The sequence below is a fragment of the Paenibacillus sp. FSL M8-0334 genome, assembly GCF_038000405.1.
GTDB classification, from domain to species: domain Bacteria; phylum Bacillota; class Bacilli; order Paenibacillales; family Paenibacillaceae; genus Paenibacillus_AQ; species Paenibacillus_AQ campinasensis.
Map to the genome: position 1 here is coordinate 295,528 of NZ_JBBOCH010000001.1, position 15,709 is coordinate 311,236.

General features: G+C 54.2%; 13 protein-coding genes. All 13 read right to left on the minus strand.

Going from position 1 to position 15,709, the window contains the following annotated elements; translation table 11 throughout:
- Positions 1–155: 155 nt before the first annotated feature.
- The 13 genes from MKX64_RS01360 to MKX64_RS01420 all read right to left on the minus strand — a co-directional run bounded on the left by MKX64_RS01360 (position 156) and on the right by MKX64_RS01420 (position 15,703).
- The gene (locus tag MKX64_RS01360; RefSeq protein WP_230875544.1) at positions 156–935 is read right to left on the minus strand and encodes an alpha/beta fold hydrolase; all 780 of its coding nucleotides are present in this window, start codon (positions 933–935) and stop codon (positions 156–158) included.
- A gap of 59 nt (positions 936–994) precedes the next feature.
- The gene (locus MKX64_RS01365; RefSeq protein WP_095397455.1) at positions 995–1,594 is read right to left on the minus strand and encodes a TetR/AcrR family transcriptional regulator; all 600 of its coding nucleotides are present in this window, start codon (positions 1,592–1,594) and stop codon (positions 995–997) included.
- Positions 1,595–1,959: 365 nt separating this feature from the next.
- Positions 1,960–2,601, minus strand: coding sequence for an orotate phosphoribosyltransferase (gene pyrE / locus MKX64_RS01370; RefSeq protein ID WP_095263194.1), 642 nt, complete (start codon positions 2,599–2,601; stop codon positions 1,960–1,962).
- Entirely contained in the window at positions 2,598–3,335 is a 738-nt protein-coding gene (gene pyrF / locus MKX64_RS01375; RefSeq protein WP_095263193.1) for an orotidine-5'-phosphate decarboxylase, read from the minus strand. The genes pyrE and pyrF overlap by 4 nt, the downstream gene beginning before the upstream one ends.
- Before the next feature lie 17 nt (positions 3,336–3,352).
- Entirely contained in the window at positions 3,353–6,559 is a 3,207-nt protein-coding gene (gene carB, locus MKX64_RS01380; protein WP_095397454.1) for a carbamoyl-phosphate synthase large subunit, read from the minus strand.
- Position 6,560: 1 nt separating this feature from the next.
- Positions 6,561–7,697 carry a glutamine-hydrolyzing carbamoyl-phosphate synthase small subunit gene (gene carA, locus MKX64_RS01385; RefSeq protein WP_095263191.1) on the minus strand — a complete coding sequence of 379 codons (1,137 nt, stop codon included), beginning with the start codon at positions 7,695–7,697 and terminating at the stop codon, positions 6,561–6,563.
- 63 nt (positions 7,698–7,760) lie between these two features.
- The gene (locus MKX64_RS01390; RefSeq protein ID WP_341035241.1) at positions 7,761–9,059 is read right to left on the minus strand and encodes a dihydroorotase; all 1,299 of its coding nucleotides are present in this window, start codon (positions 9,057–9,059) and stop codon (positions 7,761–7,763) included.
- A 111-nt stretch (positions 9,060–9,170) separates the two neighbouring features.
- Positions 9,171–10,085 (minus strand): aspartate carbamoyltransferase catalytic subunit, encoded by a 915-nt coding sequence (locus tag MKX64_RS01395; RefSeq protein WP_303621122.1) that lies wholly within the window; start codon positions 10,083–10,085, stop codon positions 9,171–9,173.
- Positions 10,079–10,648, minus strand: coding sequence for a bifunctional pyr operon transcriptional regulator/uracil phosphoribosyltransferase PyrR (gene pyrR / locus MKX64_RS01400; RefSeq protein WP_095263188.1), 570 nt, complete (start codon positions 10,646–10,648; stop codon positions 10,079–10,081). Before pyrR ends, MKX64_RS01395 begins: the two co-directional genes overlap by 7 nt.
- Before the next feature lie 345 nt (positions 10,649–10,993).
- The gene (locus MKX64_RS01405) at positions 10,994–12,247 is read right to left on the minus strand and encodes an LL-diaminopimelate aminotransferase (RefSeq protein ID WP_095263187.1); all 1,254 of its coding nucleotides are present in this window, start codon (positions 12,245–12,247) and stop codon (positions 10,994–10,996) included.
- 149 nt (positions 12,248–12,396) lie between these two features.
- Positions 12,397–14,334 (minus strand): ribosomal protection-like ABC-F family protein, encoded by a 1,938-nt coding sequence (gene abc-f, locus MKX64_RS01410; RefSeq protein ID WP_341035242.1) that lies wholly within the window; start codon positions 14,332–14,334, stop codon positions 12,397–12,399.
- Positions 14,335–14,488: 154 nt separating this feature from the next.
- Positions 14,489–14,650 (minus strand): hypothetical protein, encoded by a 162-nt coding sequence (locus tag MKX64_RS01415; protein ID WP_176475445.1) that lies wholly within the window; start codon positions 14,648–14,650, stop codon positions 14,489–14,491.
- A 102-nt stretch (positions 14,651–14,752) separates the two neighbouring features.
- Positions 14,753–15,703, minus strand: coding sequence for an RluA family pseudouridine synthase (locus tag MKX64_RS01420; protein ID WP_095263220.1), 951 nt, complete (start codon positions 15,701–15,703; stop codon positions 14,753–14,755).
- Between the last annotated feature and the right edge of the window lie 6 nt (positions 15,704–15,709).

The window sequence follows — 15,709 nt, forward strand, 5'->3', positions numbered from 1 at the left end:
TTCTAGGGATTTTTACCCAAATATTGCGTTATCTAAACATAAACCGCTATAGGAAGAAGGAATCAACCGACTTCGGGCCACCCTTAAACGTAAAAAGACATCCACCCTTCGCAGCATGCGATGGTCAGATGTCTCGGTCCAGATTTGCTGAACTGTTAAGTCTGAACACGTATAACCTCATTGGCGATCGTTCCGTCTGCCAGCCAGCGTTGAACCACCCGGTGAAAAAGCGCCGGATCCGCCAGCGGCACACCATGTCCAACCCCCGGGAACATGATCCCGGCAGCACGCTCCTGCAGATTCATCAATTGCTGTACAGAACGCCTCATGACGCTTTTCTCCTTCTCCCCTACGGTAACCAGCAGATTGGCGGTCGCTTTCTTGAAGCCGGATGGCACCTGGAAAGACATATTTTCCTCCAGGATGGACAGCAGTGTTTCCTTCTCCATCCGGCAGCATTCCTCATAATACTTCTCGAAATCCGCGTCTGATATGTACAACGTCCGAGCCTGCAGTCTGGAGAATGACCTGTTTCGAACGAGAGGGAAGGTTAACCCGATCAGCGGCCGCGTAAAGACACGGGCTCCTGGAAGCGGGCTTGTCAGCGCACTGTTAATGATCGCATAATCCATCAGCTCCGGCTCTTGTCCCAGCATTTCAACGAGTATTTGTGCGCCTAGCGAGAAACCGGCAACCACAAGCTCTCTTCCCTTAGCGAGATCCATTATCCAGCGATTAAGATAAGCGGCCGTATCGCTAATGGATACAAAGGGCTCTCCCGCGCTCCGGCCATGTCCTGGCAGATCCGGAATAAGACAATAACTGTCCTGAAAATAGTCCGTCACCCCATCCCACATCCAGCCGCCCACGCCGCCGCCATGCAAAAAGACGATGACCCGTTGTGATTCACGATCTCCACTTTCCTTATAATACAATGCCAGATTGTCCAGCCCCTTCTCCTAAATATTATTGTTGATCGGGTTGCATATGGCCGTCAGTCAGACTTCTCCTTGCTGCTCGGCTTGTCTTCCGGCCGCTCTATAATGCCGTAGTATAGGATCGTGGAAAGCTGCTCGCTGATGGCATTCAGGCTGCCGAGCCCCTGATACCATTCCGTTCGCGCTGAGAATTCCTTGATAAATGTCAAAAAAGCCACCAGCACCTGGGGAGAAATATCCTTGCGAATTTGTCCCATCTGCTGTCCCTTGAAGATCAGCATCTCGAATTCGGGGACCACATGCTCTTGATTGAAGCGGATCAGCTTCTCCATCTGATCGGGAAATTTGGCCAGGTCGGATACAAACTTGTCGCTGACATGGACCGAGAATCGTTCGCGCTCTTTGGTTAACCGATCAAGCGCCTCCAGCGGGCTATTGGCATGATCGACGATATCACGGTACTCTTTCATCATCTCGTCCACGATCCGATCCACAATCTGATCGAGCAGCCCTTCCTTGTTCTGAAAGTAGTTGTATATCGTCATTTTGGATACCGGTACCGCCTCGGCGATCTGCTCCATACTGGTATCGATAATGCCATGCTCCACAAACAAACGCCTCCCTGTTTGAAGCACCTCTTCCTTCTTTCGGCTCATGTCCTGCAATCCTTTCTGTTCATGTCAGTTCGTGATTGTGCCTGCGACATCACTTTCTAAGTCTTTATGCCTTCTTGGTCTTTAAAATAATCCACGCTTCCTCATTCTCATTTTTATACTTCAGATATTAATATAGTATAAAATTTAGGCGAATTTCACAATAGTATTCTCTATTTTATTTACTAATCACATGTTATGAGTATCAAAACGAGCAATAGCAGATATCATATGTCATACTCCCCATGCAGCCAAATCATGTCAGCAGGGAACAATCAAAAAAACGGCTGCCCGCAGTTTACTAACTGCAGACAACCGTTTCACAACCCTCACATAACGATGGATCAATCATCGATCCGATTTATGATTTATACGCCAAAGGCTGACGGATTCGCTCTCCATGATTGCAAAAGCGCGACATCCTGCTCCTGAATACGCTGCTCGGACAATGCCACATCGATCAGCGCGGTGTAATTGGACAAGCTTTGCAGCGGAATGCCGGCCTCAGCGAAGGCTTGTACCGCTTTATCCAGCTGATAACTGAATATTGCCAGCACGGCCAGCGGCTCTGCACCTGCATCCTTCACCGCTTGCGCCGCCTTGAGCGAACTGCCGCCGGTGGAGATCAAATCCTCGATGACAACGACCTTTTGCCCCGGCTTGATCAGGCCTTCGATCAGGTTCTCTTTTCCGTGCCCCTTCGCTTTATCCCGGATGTACGACATCGGCAGGTTCAGCTTCTGAGACACCCATGCAGCATGGGGAATCCCAGCTGTCGCTGTTCCCGCAATCGCTTCGGCCTCCGGATATTGCTCGCGAATGATGGCCGCAAACGATTCCGCGATGACATCGCGGATTTCAGGGTAAGACATCGTCAGCCGGTTGTCACAATATATCGGCGACTTGATGCCGGATGTCCATGTGAACGGCTGATGCGGACGCAGGGACACCGCCTCGATCTGCAGCAGATACGCTGCGATTTTCTCCGGAATGTTCGTTAATGTACTCACGCTTGAATCATCTCCTCGATCATCTGTTCTGCTGCTTGTCTCGGATCTGCTGCCCCCGTAATCGGTCGGCCAATCACAAGGTAGTGACTGCCGCTACGGATGGCTTCCCCCGGCGTCAGCACCCTCGCTTGGTCACCGATATCCGCTCCCGCTGGGCGAATGCCCGGCGTTACCGTCTTGAAGTCATCTCCGCAAGCTGCGGCGATTGCCGGAACTTCCAGGGAGGATGCGACTACGCCGTGCAATCCTGCCTGCTTGGCAAGCGAGGCATAACGAACGACGGTGTTCTCCACAGCGCCCGGGATGCCGATCTCCTCGTTCATCACAGCCTGGGTGGTGCTGGTCAGCTGCGTTACCGCAATGATGACAGGCATGGCAAGCCCCGGGGTGTCTGCCACTGCAGCTTCCGCCCCGGCCTTTGCCGCCTCCATCATCGCAGCCCCGCCGGCGGCATGGACATTAAACATGTCCACGCCGAGCCGGGTTACGCTGTGAGCCCCGCCTTTTACGGTATTCGGAATATCATGCATCTTCACATCGAGGAACACACGATATCCTTTGCTCTTCAGTTCCTTTATAAACTCCGGTCCGGCCGTGTAGAACAGCTGCATTCCGACCTTCAAATAACAAGGGATGCCTTCCAGCTTGCGCACGAGCTCCTTGGCCTGCCCGGCGTCAGGGTAATCCAGGGCCACCATCAGGCGGCCCGCCATTTGTTCATAACTGGCTGTCATATTCCCCTCCTTATCGGTTAAACCGGCATCGCTTCAGAGGAGAAGTTGATCGTCTCCAGCATCGTCAGCAGCTCGCGAACCGTATCCAGCGAGGTCATGCATACAACCCCGTTCTCAACCGCTTCCCGGCGAATCCGGAAGCCGTCACGCTGCGGTGTCTTCCCTTTGGTCAGCGTATTGAAGACAAAGTTCGCTTCTCCGGTGCGGATCATGTCCAGAATATTCGGCGTGCCTTCCGACAGTTTGTTGATCGTCGTCACATCGAGTCCCGATGCCTTCAAAGCTGCGGCGGTGCCGCCGGTGGCGATGATTTTGTAACCGAGCTTGTGGAATCCCTTCAAGAGCTCGCATGCTTCAGCCTTGTCCTTGTCGGCAACCGTCGCGATAATCGCGCCGGAGGAAGGAATTTTCATTCCTGCCCCGATCAGGCCTTTGTACAGCGCCTTCGCATATTTGACATCGCGCCCCATCACTTCGCCCGTCGATTTCATTTCCGGTCCAAGCGTCGGCTCTACCCGGCGAAGCTTCGCGAAGGAGAATACCGGCACCTTGACAGATACATGCTCGCTCTCTGGCCACATGCCTTCCTCGTAACCGAGATCCTTCAGCTTCGTGCCGAGAATGGCCTGGGTCGCCAGGTTCGCCATCGGAATGCCGGTCACTTTGCTCAGGAACGGAACCGTCCGTGAGGAACGCGGATTCACTTCGATGACGTACACTTCGCCTTTATAGATAACGAACTGGATGTTAACAAGTCCGCGAGTATTCAATTCTTTGGCGATTTTAATCGTGATCTCCGTAATCTTCTGCTTGAGCTCCTCCGACAGGTATTGCGGCGGGTACACGGCGATCGAGTCACCCGAGTGAACCCCGGCGCGCTCCACATGCTCCATGATGCCCGGGATGAGCACCGTGTCGCCGTCACAGATCGCGTCGACCTCCACTTCCTTGCCCAGCATGTAGCGGTCGATCAGCACCGGATGCTCCGGATTGATCTTGACGGCCTGCTCCATGTAGTTCAGGAGTTCGCTATCGGAGTACACAATTTCCATCGCACGTCCGCCAAGCACATAGGATGGTCTGACCAGTACCGGGTAGCCCAGAGACTGTGCAGTGCCCACCGCCTCGTCAACCGAGGTGACCGTGCTTCCTTTCGGCTGCGCAATGTTCAGTCTGGACAGCAGCGCCTCGAACTTCTTACGGTTCTCTGCCTCATCAATGCTCTCGAGGCTCGTACCGAGAATGTTGACGCCCGCCTTGCTCAGCGGTTCGGCCAGATTGATCGCCGTCTGACCGCCGAACTGAACGATAACGCCGATCGGCTTCTCCTGTTCGATGACATTCATAACATCCTCGAAGAACAGCGGCTCGAAATACAGCCGGTCGGAGGTATTGAAGTCCGTGGATACCGTCTCTGGGTTATTGTTGATAATAACTGCTTCGTAGCCGGCATTCTGAATCGCCCATACTGCATGGACTGTCGAGTAGTCGAACTCGATGCCCTGACCGATCCGGATCGGACCGGAGCCAAGGACAACGACCTTCTCCTTCTGGGAGTGCGTCACTTCATTTTCGGTCTCATAGGTCGAGTAGTAGTATGGCGTTGTCGCTTCGAACTCCGCTGCGCATGTATCCACCATTTTGTATACTGGACGAAGTCCGTGCTCATGGCGAAGGAAGCGGATCGATGCTTCCGTAATGTGCGTGCTCGCCTTGCCTTCGGCGCGAAGCTCGGCAATGGCGCGGTCGGTGAATCCAAGCCGCTTGGCTTGATACAGCGTTTCATAAGTCAAGGATGCTTCACTGCGGATATGCTGTTCGAACTGGATCAGACCCTCGATTTTGTCAAGGAACCACCAGTCGATGTTCGTTAGATCCTGAATTTCCTGCAGCGTATAGCCACGGCGGAATGCTTCCGCCACCAGGAACATCCGCTCATCGTCCGCTTTCACAAGACGCTCCTTCAGCACCTCGTCGCTCAGTGTCTCCGCATCTTTCAGGTACAGACGATGAACCCCGATCTCCAGCGAACGCACCGCTTTATGAATGGATTCCTCGAACGTGCGGCCGATCGCCATCACTTCGCCTGTCGCTTTCATCTGTGTTCCCAGCTTCCGGTTGGCCTGCGTGAATTTATCAAACGGCCAGCGCGGGATTTTGCTGACGATATAATCGAGCGTCGGCTCGAAGCAGGCATAGGTCTGCCCTGTCACCGGGTTGACGATTTCATCCAGCGTATAGCCCATGGCGATTTTGGCCGCCATTTTCGCAATCGGATAACCTGTTGCCTTGGAAGCAAGCGCCGAGGAGCGGCTTACCCGCGGGTTTACCTCAATGACATAATATTGATAGCTGTTCGGATCCAGCGCGAACTGCACGTTGCAGCCGCCTTCGATGTTGAGCGCACGGATGATTTTGAGCGAGGCGCTTCTCAGCATCTGATATTCTCTGTCCGACAGCGTCTGGCTCGGTGCAACCACGATGCTGTCGCCGGTATGAACGCCGACTGGATCGAAGTTTTCCATGTTACACACAACGATACAGTTATCGTTGGCATCGCGCATGACCTCATACTCCACTTCCTTCATGCCTGCGATGCTCTTCTCAACCAGACATTGGCTGATCGGGCTGTAGCGAAGGCCGGAGCTGACCGTTTCGCGCAGCTCTTCCTCTGTAGCGCAGATGCCGCCGCCTGTTCCGCCAAGCGTATAAGCCGGGCGCACGATCAGCGGATAGCCGATCTCCTGCGCAAATTCCAGCGCTTCTTCCAGCGTGGTCACAATCGTGCTCTCCGGCACTGGTTGCTCCAGCTCGCGCATCAGTTCACGGAACAGATCACGGTCTTCAGCCTTCTCAATCGAGTCCAGCTGTGTGCCGAGGAGCTTCACATTTTCCTGTTCCAAAATGCCGGCGCGCGCCAGCTCCACCGCCATGTTCAGACCGGTCTGGCCACCGAGCGTTGGCAGCAATCCGTCCGGGCGCTCCTGGCGAATGATTTGCGTTACAAAATCCAGCGTGATGGGCTCGATGTATACTTTATCCGCCATGTTGGTATCGGTCATGATGGTCGCCGGGTTGCTGTTGATCAGCACCACCTCGACCCCTTCTTCTTTCAACGCCTGGCACGCTTGCGTACCGGCATAGTCAAATTCTGCCGCCTGGCCGATCACGATCGGGCCGGAGCCGATGACAAGTATTTTTTTCAACTGTTCGTTTCTAGGCATGTTAGCGTGCTCCTTTCACGGCTGCGACCATCTCTGCTTGGCGCGGCTTCCGAATTTCATTCTTCTTATGCTCTCTGATCATGTTCAGGAAGTCATCAAACAGATAGCTGCTGTCATGAGGACCAGGTGCAGCTTCAGGGTGATATTGTACCGAGAAGGCCGGGAATTTCTTGTGCTTCAGACCTTCTACCGTTTTGTCATTGTTGTTGATATGCGTCACTTCAAGATCCGTTCCCTGAATCGATTCCTCGTTCACCGTATAACCGTGGTTCTGGGACGTGATGAAGCAGCGTCCGCTGGCCAGCTCTTTCACCGGATGATTTCCGCCGCGATGACCGAACTTCAGCTTCTCCGTATTCGCTCCGGCAGCAAGGGCAAACAGCTGGTGGCCCAGGCAGATGCCGAAGATCGGATATTCGCCGAGCAGTTCCTTCACCATCTCTACGGCGTAAGGCACATCTTTCGGGTCCCCAGGACCGTTGGACAGCTGAATGCCGTCAGGGTGAAGCCTGCGAATTTCATCGGCCGTTACGTTGTGCGGCACGACGATGACATCGCAGCCGCGAGAGGTCAGCTCGCGCAAAATCCCGCTTTTCGCACCGAAATCAACAAGCACGATCCGTTCCTTGGCGCCTGGGCTGGCGAACATTTGCGGAGTCGATGTTCTGGCCACTTGATTGCGCAGCTCTGCAATCGAAGTATCGCCGAGCATTTCCTTCAGCTCCTCCACCGATTTGTTGGAGGTTGTCAGAATCCCTTTCATCGTGCCGTGGTGACGAATGATTCGGGTCAGCATCCGGGTATCGATTTCGCTGATCCCTGGAATGCCGTACTCCTTGAGCAGTTGGTCCACACTATACTCCGCACGCCAGTTGCTCGGTACAGGCTCATGACGGCGAACGACGAACCCATGTACAAACGGGCGGATCGATTCGAAGTCATCCCGCGTAATGCCGTAGTTGCCGATCAGAGGGTATGTCATTGTGACGATCTGACCGCAATAGGATGGGTCGCTTAGCACCTCTTGGTATCCTGTAATTCCTGTATTGAAAACAACCTCCCCGGTCATTTCAGCATCCGCGCCGAAGGATTTTCCGCTGAACAGCGTTCCGTCCTCCAGTAACAATCTTGCCTGCATCCCGATCACTCCTGTCATCTATGTGTAATTTATTTTAAGAGGGCAGCCGCCTAAGTGTTCCAATTAAAATCCGTCTTGCTCCGACCATCTTACTTGTCCGTCGACCCAGGTCATCACGGGCCAACCCTTGAGCTTCCAGCCGGTAAACGGTGTATTGCGGCCTTTCGTTGCAAATTGTTCAGGGTTAACTTCCTTCTCCAAATCCAGATCAATCATGGTCAAATCCGCCGGCGCTCCCGGTGTCAGCACACCGCTGTCAAGCCCGAACACACGAGCCGGATCACTTGTCATCCGCTTCACCAGGAACGCCAGATCCCATTTGCCAGTCGCTACAAACCGCGTATAAAGCAGCGGGAAGGCGGTCTCGAAGCCTACGATGCCAAACGGCGCCAGTTCCATCCCTTTCGCTTTCTCCTCCACGCTGTGCGGCGCATGGTCGGTCACGATCATATCGAGCGTCCCATCCAGCAGCCCTTCAATGCAAGCCTCCACATCACGCGGCGAGCGAAGCGGCGGGTTCATCTTCCAGTTGGCGTCAAGCCCTGGAATGTCCTCATCCGAGAGCACCAGATGGTGCGGACACACCTCGGCTGTAACGGAGATGCCGATCGCTTTGGCCTGCCGGATCAGTCTGACCGACTGCTCGGTGCTGACATGGCACACATGGTAGTGTACCCCTGTTGCTTCTGCAAGCAGGATGTCTCTTCCGACATGAATCGCTTCGGATTCGTTCGGGATGCCTTTCAGGCCATGGCGCTCCGCGAATTTACCCTCCGTGACAAACGCTCCCTTCACCAAGGAATCATCTTCACAGTGCGCAATGACCGGCATGTTCAGAGCCTTCGCTCTCTTCATCGCATCCTTCATCATCTGGGCGCTTTGGACCCCGACGCCGTCATCCGTAAATCCGATGGCCCCTGCCGACTTCAAAGCTTCAAAGTCCGTCAGCTCGCGGCCCAGCTCGTTCTTCGTGATCGCCGCATAAGGGAGCACCTTGGCCATCTGGGCCTGGCGGGCTTTCTCAAGCACAAGCTCCACCGTCTGCGGCGTATCCGTTACCGGGCGCGTGTTCGGCATACAAGCGATCGTTGTAAATCCGCCCTTTACCGCCGAGCGGCTGCCGCTTTCAATCGTTTCCTTGTGCTCGTATCCAGGCTCTCTCAGGTGAACATGCATATCGATGAATCCCGGCGTAACCAGCTTTCCTTGCGCATCTATCGTTTGAACGCTGCCGTCCTGAACCGGTACATCCGCTCCTTCTCCGAGGACCGCCTCGATCCGCCCGTCTTTCACGACGATATGTTTGGTTTCGAGCTGTCCCTGTTCATTTAGCACCTTTGCGTTTTTTATAATTTGCACCATTGTTCCCCTCCGCAGCAGAAGCGCGGCTCGCTTCCTGTATATTGTATAATAAAAATTCACTTTTGTGTATATTTATTAGAAAAGTGCGTCAAAAATGATGATCTGCCTCGCTTAGCCCTTCATGGCTCGTTCAATGACAGCCATCCGGATTGGCACACCGTTGGACATTTGTTTGAAGATCGTCGACTTTTCGCTTTCCACCACCGCATCGTCGATCTCGACATTCCGGTTGAATGGAGCAGGGTGCATAATGATCGCATGTCTTGCCAGCCCTGCAGCTCTTTCCTCTGTCAGCCCGTAATGCTCGCGGTATTCCGCTTTCGATTTGAACACCCCTTCACTGTGGCGCTCCAGCTGTACTCGCAGCATCATCACCACATCCGCCTTCATTGCCGTCTCCATCGAGACATACGGCGCATGTACGGCAAGCTCGGGAGCCATCATCGTCTCTGGCGCGCAGAACTGTACGCGGGCTCCAAGCTTTTGCAGCGCCCACAGGTTCGAGCGTGCTACGCGGCTATGCTTAATGTCCCCAATGATCGAAACCGTCAGTCCGCTAAACTCGCCGAACACCTGCTTCATCGTATACAAATCCAGCAGCGCCTGTGTCGGATGCTCGTTATTTCCGTCACCGGCATTCACGAGCGGAATCGATACGCGTTCAGCCAGTTCCTGCAGGACGCCTGCCGGCTTCAGCCGGATTACCCCTGCGTCCACGCCCACCGCTTCCAGCGTCCGCACCGTATCGGAGATCGATTCCCCTTTCTCCACACTGGAGGCGGCGGCTGCAAAATTCATCACCTCAGCGCCGAGGCGCTTTTCCGCCATTTCAAACGAGAAGCGGGTTCTCGTACTATTTTCAAAAAACATGTTCACGACAAATTTGTGGTTTAAGATCGGCACGACCTTCTCGCTCTGCGAATCCCAATACGCTGCGCGATTCAGAATCGACATGATTTCATCCCGGCTTAAATCCTTTAGCCCCAGCAGACTGCGTTCTTTAAGTGAAATTGCCGTTGTCATGATCTATCGTTCCTCTCTTCATGAATGATCGTCACTTCATCCTTGCCGTCGATCTCCGAAAGCGCAACTACAATTTCCTCCTGCCTGGAAGTCGGCACGTTCTTGCCAATATAATCCGGCCGGATCGGCAGCTCTCTGTGCCCCCGGTCCGCCAGCACCGCCAGCTGGATCGCCCGCGGGCGCCCGCAATCCATCAGCGCGTCCATCGCGGCGCGGATCGTGCGTCCCGTGTAAAGCACATCATCGAACAGAATCACCTTTTTGTCATGGATGTTCAGCTCCGGACTTAGCATTGCCCCTTCCTTCCGCTGGAGAAGCTCTCCGTCAACCTTGCGGTCATCCCGGTAGGTAGTGACATCAATCTCCCCCCAAGGAATGGGCGTGCCCTCGATCTCATGGATCCGCTCTGCGATCCGCTTGGCCAAAAACACTCCCCGGGTCCGAATTCCCACCAGCACGCAGTCTTCGATGCCTTTATTTTTTTCCAGTATTTCATGGGCGATTCGGGTTAACGCTCTGCGTATGGCCGTTTCGTCCATAATGACATGCTGCTGTTCACTGCTCATCGATTACAGCCTCCTTCAATCTATCAGTAGCCCTTATTATGTTCAGGGTCATCCCTTGTCTCTCCATTCATTTTGCCAACAACATTCTGCACACAAAAAAACCCTTGCCCAGGGGGCAAGGGGGTATACTTCATGCGAGCGTATGAAAGCATGGCAAGCTGTCCGCAGACAGAATGATGCCTTCAAAGAATGAACCTCGGTTCACGTTACCTTGCCAGCCTCACGGGACTGATTTAAAGGTGCTATTCGATTGACTTCATTATGACAGACCCTGTATGAGATGTCAACTGTCATCAAGTCGAATTCTGTCGCAAACCTATCATTCACCCATATGCATTAGGTTTATTAAAATTCAAACTCCACGTCGCTCAATCTTCTGCGGATTTCCGAAATGACGCGCTTCTCTTCCTCTTCGCCTTTCGCTTCAAAGGTCACGGAGAAACGAACGAAATGGCCGGCATCATCCCAAGGCACAGTGGAGATCAGCTTCTCGCGGATCAAATATTGGGAGAAGTCTTCACCTGACTCGAAGCGGCGTCCGCCTTTGATGCCCTTCGGAGCTTCAACATAGAGGAAGAAGGAACCCTTCGGCTTCTCGGCCTTGAATCCAAGCCCATTGAGCGCTTCTACCAGCATGTCGTGACGGCGCGAATATTTCTCGGCGATCTTCTCGGTAATTTGCGGATTGTCAAGACCGTAAGCCGCAGCTTTCTGGATGGCGATGAATTGCCCGGAGTCATTGTTGTCCTTCACATCGCCGAACGCTTTCACCACAAGCGGATTACCTGCGATGAAGCCGATACGCCAGCCTGTCATGTTGTATGACTTGGACAGGGAATGCAGCTCCACACCAACATCCTTCGCACCAGGTACCGACAGGAAGCTAAGCGGCTTCAATCCATCATAAGTCAGCGCTGCATAAGGCGCATCATGCACTACAACGACGCCGTATTTGCGGGCCCACTCCACCACTTCGGTGAAAAATTCTACGGTCGCGCTGGCACCGGTCGGATTGTTAGGGTAGTTCAGATACAGCAGCTTCGCGCGGCGGGCAATGTCCTCCGGAATGGAAGCCAGATCCGGAAGGAACGCATTTTCCTTCTTCAGCTCTACGTTGTAGACTTCGCCGCCGAGGTATTTGGTGTGCGTACCCAGAACCGGATAACCCGGCACCGTCATAATGGTCACATCGCCCGGATTGATGAAGCAGGAAGGCAGCATGGCCAGCGCAGGCTTGGAGCCGATCGAATGCAGCACCTCGGTTGCCGGATCAATGCCATCAACCTGAAACACGTTTTTCAAATAGCGTACCGCCGCTTCCTTGAACTCGGCAATCCCGTTATCGGCATATCCCCGGTTCTCCGGCTTGGCAGCTTCCTCGGCAAGCTTGGCAACGATGCCTGCATCGGCCATTTCATCAGGCTCGCCAACACCCATGTCGATCAGTTCAGTATCCGGATGCTCAAGCTTGGCAGCCGCTTTGGCTCTTTTGATTTTCTCGAATTTATAAATCGCGGTGTCCTTGCCATAGCCCGCCCCACCGATACGGTCTGCAAAATTTTGCTGAATATAAGTTTCTTGATATTTTTCAATACTCATGGTTTGTATTCATCTCCTACTCTAGCGATCATAGTCACCCTAAATATGCCCTAAAAACATGGTGAGAGCCATGCATTTTATATCAGATGATTTGTACATTTAAGTCAGTCTCCTTCTGCCAAATTAGGGTTGCCCCCACGCCGGCGAGGCTATGATATCTCCACCCATCTCGCCATCAGCTCATCAAGCCGGATTTGCAGCCTATTCCGCTCATTCCAGATCGCTTCGAGCCTGGACACGTCAGCATGATGCTGCCCTGTATCGAGGCTTGCGTCCTCCAGCTTGCGATCAAGCGCCTGAATTTGCGTTTCCAGGGCAGAGATCTCCTCTTCCAGACGTTCCGGACTGTTCATCCCATCATCGCCCCGTGTTGACACAGACCGCTGGACGGGCGCTGCCTGGTGCTTGCTAGAAGAAGCCGCTTGAGACGGAGTCCATCCTACTATAGCCTGCTCCATCTTCAGCTTCTTATCCCGGTAAGCTTCATAGTTGCCGTGGTACACGGTCAATTGGCCATCCTTCAACTCCCATACTTTCCCCGCCAGCCGATTTACAAAATAACGGTCATGGGAAATAGCCAGAACGGTACCGCCGTATAACTGAAGCGCTTCTTCCAGCGCCTCTCTGGAGGCGGTGTCCAGATGATTCGTCGGCTCATCCAGCAGCAGCAGATTCGGCTTCCGCTGCACCAGCACCGCCAATCTCAGCCGAGTCCATTCCCCGCCGGACAGATTGCCCAGCTTCCGGAACACCGCCGGCCCATAGAATAGATACCGCGCCAGTATGCCGCGTGCTTCCCCCTCGCTTACGCCTGCCAGCTCCTGGAAAAATTTGAGAACGGTCCGCCCCGGTTCGGCTGGCTCCTCCTGCTGCGCCAAATAGCCGACCTCGATACGGGCGCCCAGCTGAACTACTCCAGCATCCGGCTCCAGGTGACCGAGCAGCAGTTTGAACAGCGTTGATTTGCCGCTGCCGTTGGCGCCAAGCAGCACAACCCGCTCCCCGTATTCCAGCAGTCCCGATATCTCCTTCAGCATATCCTTGCCGCCAAAGGACATGGACAACCCTGCGAATTCAGCTGCGCGGCGGCCGGACCGGTCCTGCTGCTCAAGCTCAAACTCGGCTCTGCGGCGCTCCAGGACAGGCCTTTTCATTTGTTGCATCCGATCAAGCGCCCGCTGCATGGAAGCCGCCCGTTTGAAGAACTTCTCGTTGCCTCCGACTCGGCCCCATTCCTCCAGCTGCTTGATCGATTCCTTCATCTTGGCCACCACTTTCTGCTGCTCCTGATACAGCTCGAACTGCTGCAGCAGCCGCTTCTCCTTGGCCTCGATATAAGCGGTATAGCCTCCTTCAGCCGTGAATCCCTCGCCATCCTCAATCTCCATCACCCGGGTCACCGTCCGGTCAAGAAAATAACGATCATGCGACACCAGCACCACCGTTCCCGGATATTCCTTCAAAAAGGATTCCAGCCACTCCACTCTCTCCAGATCAAGATGGTTCGTCGGTTCATCAAGCAGCAAAATATCTGGAGCGACAATGAGCAGGGCCGCCAGCGCAACCCGGGTCTGCTCCCCGCCAGACAGCGATCCGAACGGCTGGCCATAACTGCTCTTGGCGATGCTTAGCCCGGAAGCGATTTTGTCAATGCTCGCCCCCATCGCATAGCCGCCTTCGCGCTCAAAGCGCTCCTGCAGCGAGGCATACCGCTTCAAGATTCGATCGAGTGCATCCGGCTGCGCATGAATCTCGGCATCGCCCATACTCCGCTCCAGCTCCGTCATTTCGGCTTTCCAGTCTGTCAGCTGCTGAAGCCCGGCAGACAGCACCTCCAGCACCGTGCGCTGGCCGTGATCTGCCAAGGTTTGAGCCAAATAGCCGATACGGGCATCCTTCCGGATCATAATCTGCCCTTCATCCGGCTGCTCTACACCTGCAATAAGGCGAATCAGCGTTGATTTGCCGCTGCCGTTGAGGCCGATCAGGCCGATTCGCTCCCCTTCCTTAATGTCAAAAGCAAGATGGTCAAGCACCAGATTGGCGCCGTGATATTTGGTCAAGTTTTTTGCAGTGATAATATTCATGTTCAGGTTCCTCCCAAATCGCTTGTTCGGATGAGCACCAAGCTCCCGCACAGCGGTTTTTGTCATTGGAGAAGACCTGCACTCTGCATTACGCACATCAAAAAAAGGCCAGGGAGCAAGCTCCCCGGCCTTGGTAAACAAGCCTGATCTCAAATCAGGCTATATCCGTAAAGGCAGGCAGGCAACTTCTCGAAGATGTTACAACACGTATCATGGAATTGGACAGACTTCTCCCGTTGTCGGAAAAAGCATGAACAATACCAGCCATCGCGATTGGCAGCTGGTTAATACGGTTGTTCACCTTCTCGAAATTCATCCTGGCCCACCTCCTTTAACATTAGAATTACGTCCACTATATCATATCCCGGAGCAGGACCGCAATAAGCAGGGGCCTCTCGAACAAATGAGAAAGGAGCCGTTACCGGCTCCGCAATGACGCCAGCAGATCCTCCATATCCTGAGGCAGCGGCGCAGAAAACTCCACATATTCCCCGCTTGACGGGTGTACAAATCCAAGCACGGCAGCATGAAGAGCCTGTCCGTTCATTTTAATGCCCTTGCTCTTGCCGTATACGGGATCACCGACGAGCGAGTGACCGATATATTTCATATGCACCCGGATTTGGTGAGTGCGTCCGGTCTCCAGCTGCAGCTCAAGGAGACTGTAATCGCCAAAGCGCTCCATCACCGTGAAGTGGGTGACTGCATGCTTGCTGTTGCGATCCGTGACCGTAAACATCTTGCGATCATGCGGATCTCTGCCGATTGGCGCGTCCACCGTCCCCTGATCATGACTGATATTCCCCTGGACGAGGGCGATATACCTTCGGGTTACGCTATGATCCTTCAGCTGTGCAGCCAGGGAAGCATGCGCCTTGTCATTCTTCGCTGCCATAATCAAGCCGGAGGTGTCCTTGTCGATCCGGTGCACGATGCCCGGGCGCAGCTCGCCATTGATCCCCGACAGATCCTTGCAATGAAACATCAGCGCATTGACAAGCGTTCCGGTCAGATGACCCGGAGCGGGATGCACCACCATCCCCCGCGGCTTGTTCACCACGATGACGTCGCGATCTTCGAATACGACCTCCAGCGGAATATCCTCGGGGGCAATCTCCACCGCAGACGGCTCAGGAACATGAACGGATATCCGGTCCCCCTCACTCAGCTTGAAGTTCGCTTTCACCGGAGCGCCATTTACAGTCACATGGCCCTCGCTGATCCACAGCTGTACCTGTGAGCGGGACACTTCATCCCCAAGTGCTTCCGCTATATATTTGTCAATCCGCGTCTTGGCGTCCTCAGGTCCTGCCGTCCACTCCATAACCTCGCCCTCATGCTCGGCCCGTTCCCACATCGCCGCTGTCATATCACC

Coding starts and splice junctions, on each gene's coding strand:
- abc-f (WP_341035242.1), bottom strand. CDS start 14,334: ATGAATATTATCACTGCAAAAAACTTGACCAAATATCACGGCGCCAAT.
- MKX64_RS01415 (WP_176475445.1), bottom strand. CDS start 14,650: ATGAATTTCGAGAAGGTGAACAACCGTATTAACCAGCTGCCAATCGCG.
- MKX64_RS01365 (WP_095397455.1), bottom strand. CDS start 1,594: ATGAGCCGAAAGAAGGAAGAGGTGCTTCAAACAGGGAGGCGTTTGTTT.
- MKX64_RS01405 (WP_095263187.1), bottom strand. CDS start 12,247: ATGAGTATTGAAAAATATCAAGAAACTTATATTCAGCAAAATTTTGCA.
- MKX64_RS01390 (WP_341035241.1), bottom strand. CDS start 9,059: ATGGTGCAAATTATAAAAAACGCAAAGGTGCTAAATGAACAGGGACAG.
- MKX64_RS01420 (WP_095263220.1), bottom strand. CDS start 15,703: ATGACAGCGGCGATGTGGGAACGGGCCGAGCATGAGGGCGAGGTTATG.
- pyrR (WP_095263188.1), bottom strand. CDS start 10,648: ATGAGCAGTGAACAGCAGCATGTCATTATGGACGAAACGGCCATACGC.
- carB (WP_095397454.1), bottom strand. CDS start 6,559: ATGCCTAGAAACGAACAGTTGAAAAAAATACTTGTCATCGGCTCCGGC.
- pyrF (WP_095263193.1), bottom strand. CDS start 3,335: ATGACAGCCAGTTATGAACAAATGGCGGGCCGCCTGATGGTGGCCCTG.
- carA (WP_095263191.1), bottom strand. CDS start 7,697: ATGCAGGCAAGATTGTTACTGGAGGACGGAACGCTGTTCAGCGGAAAA.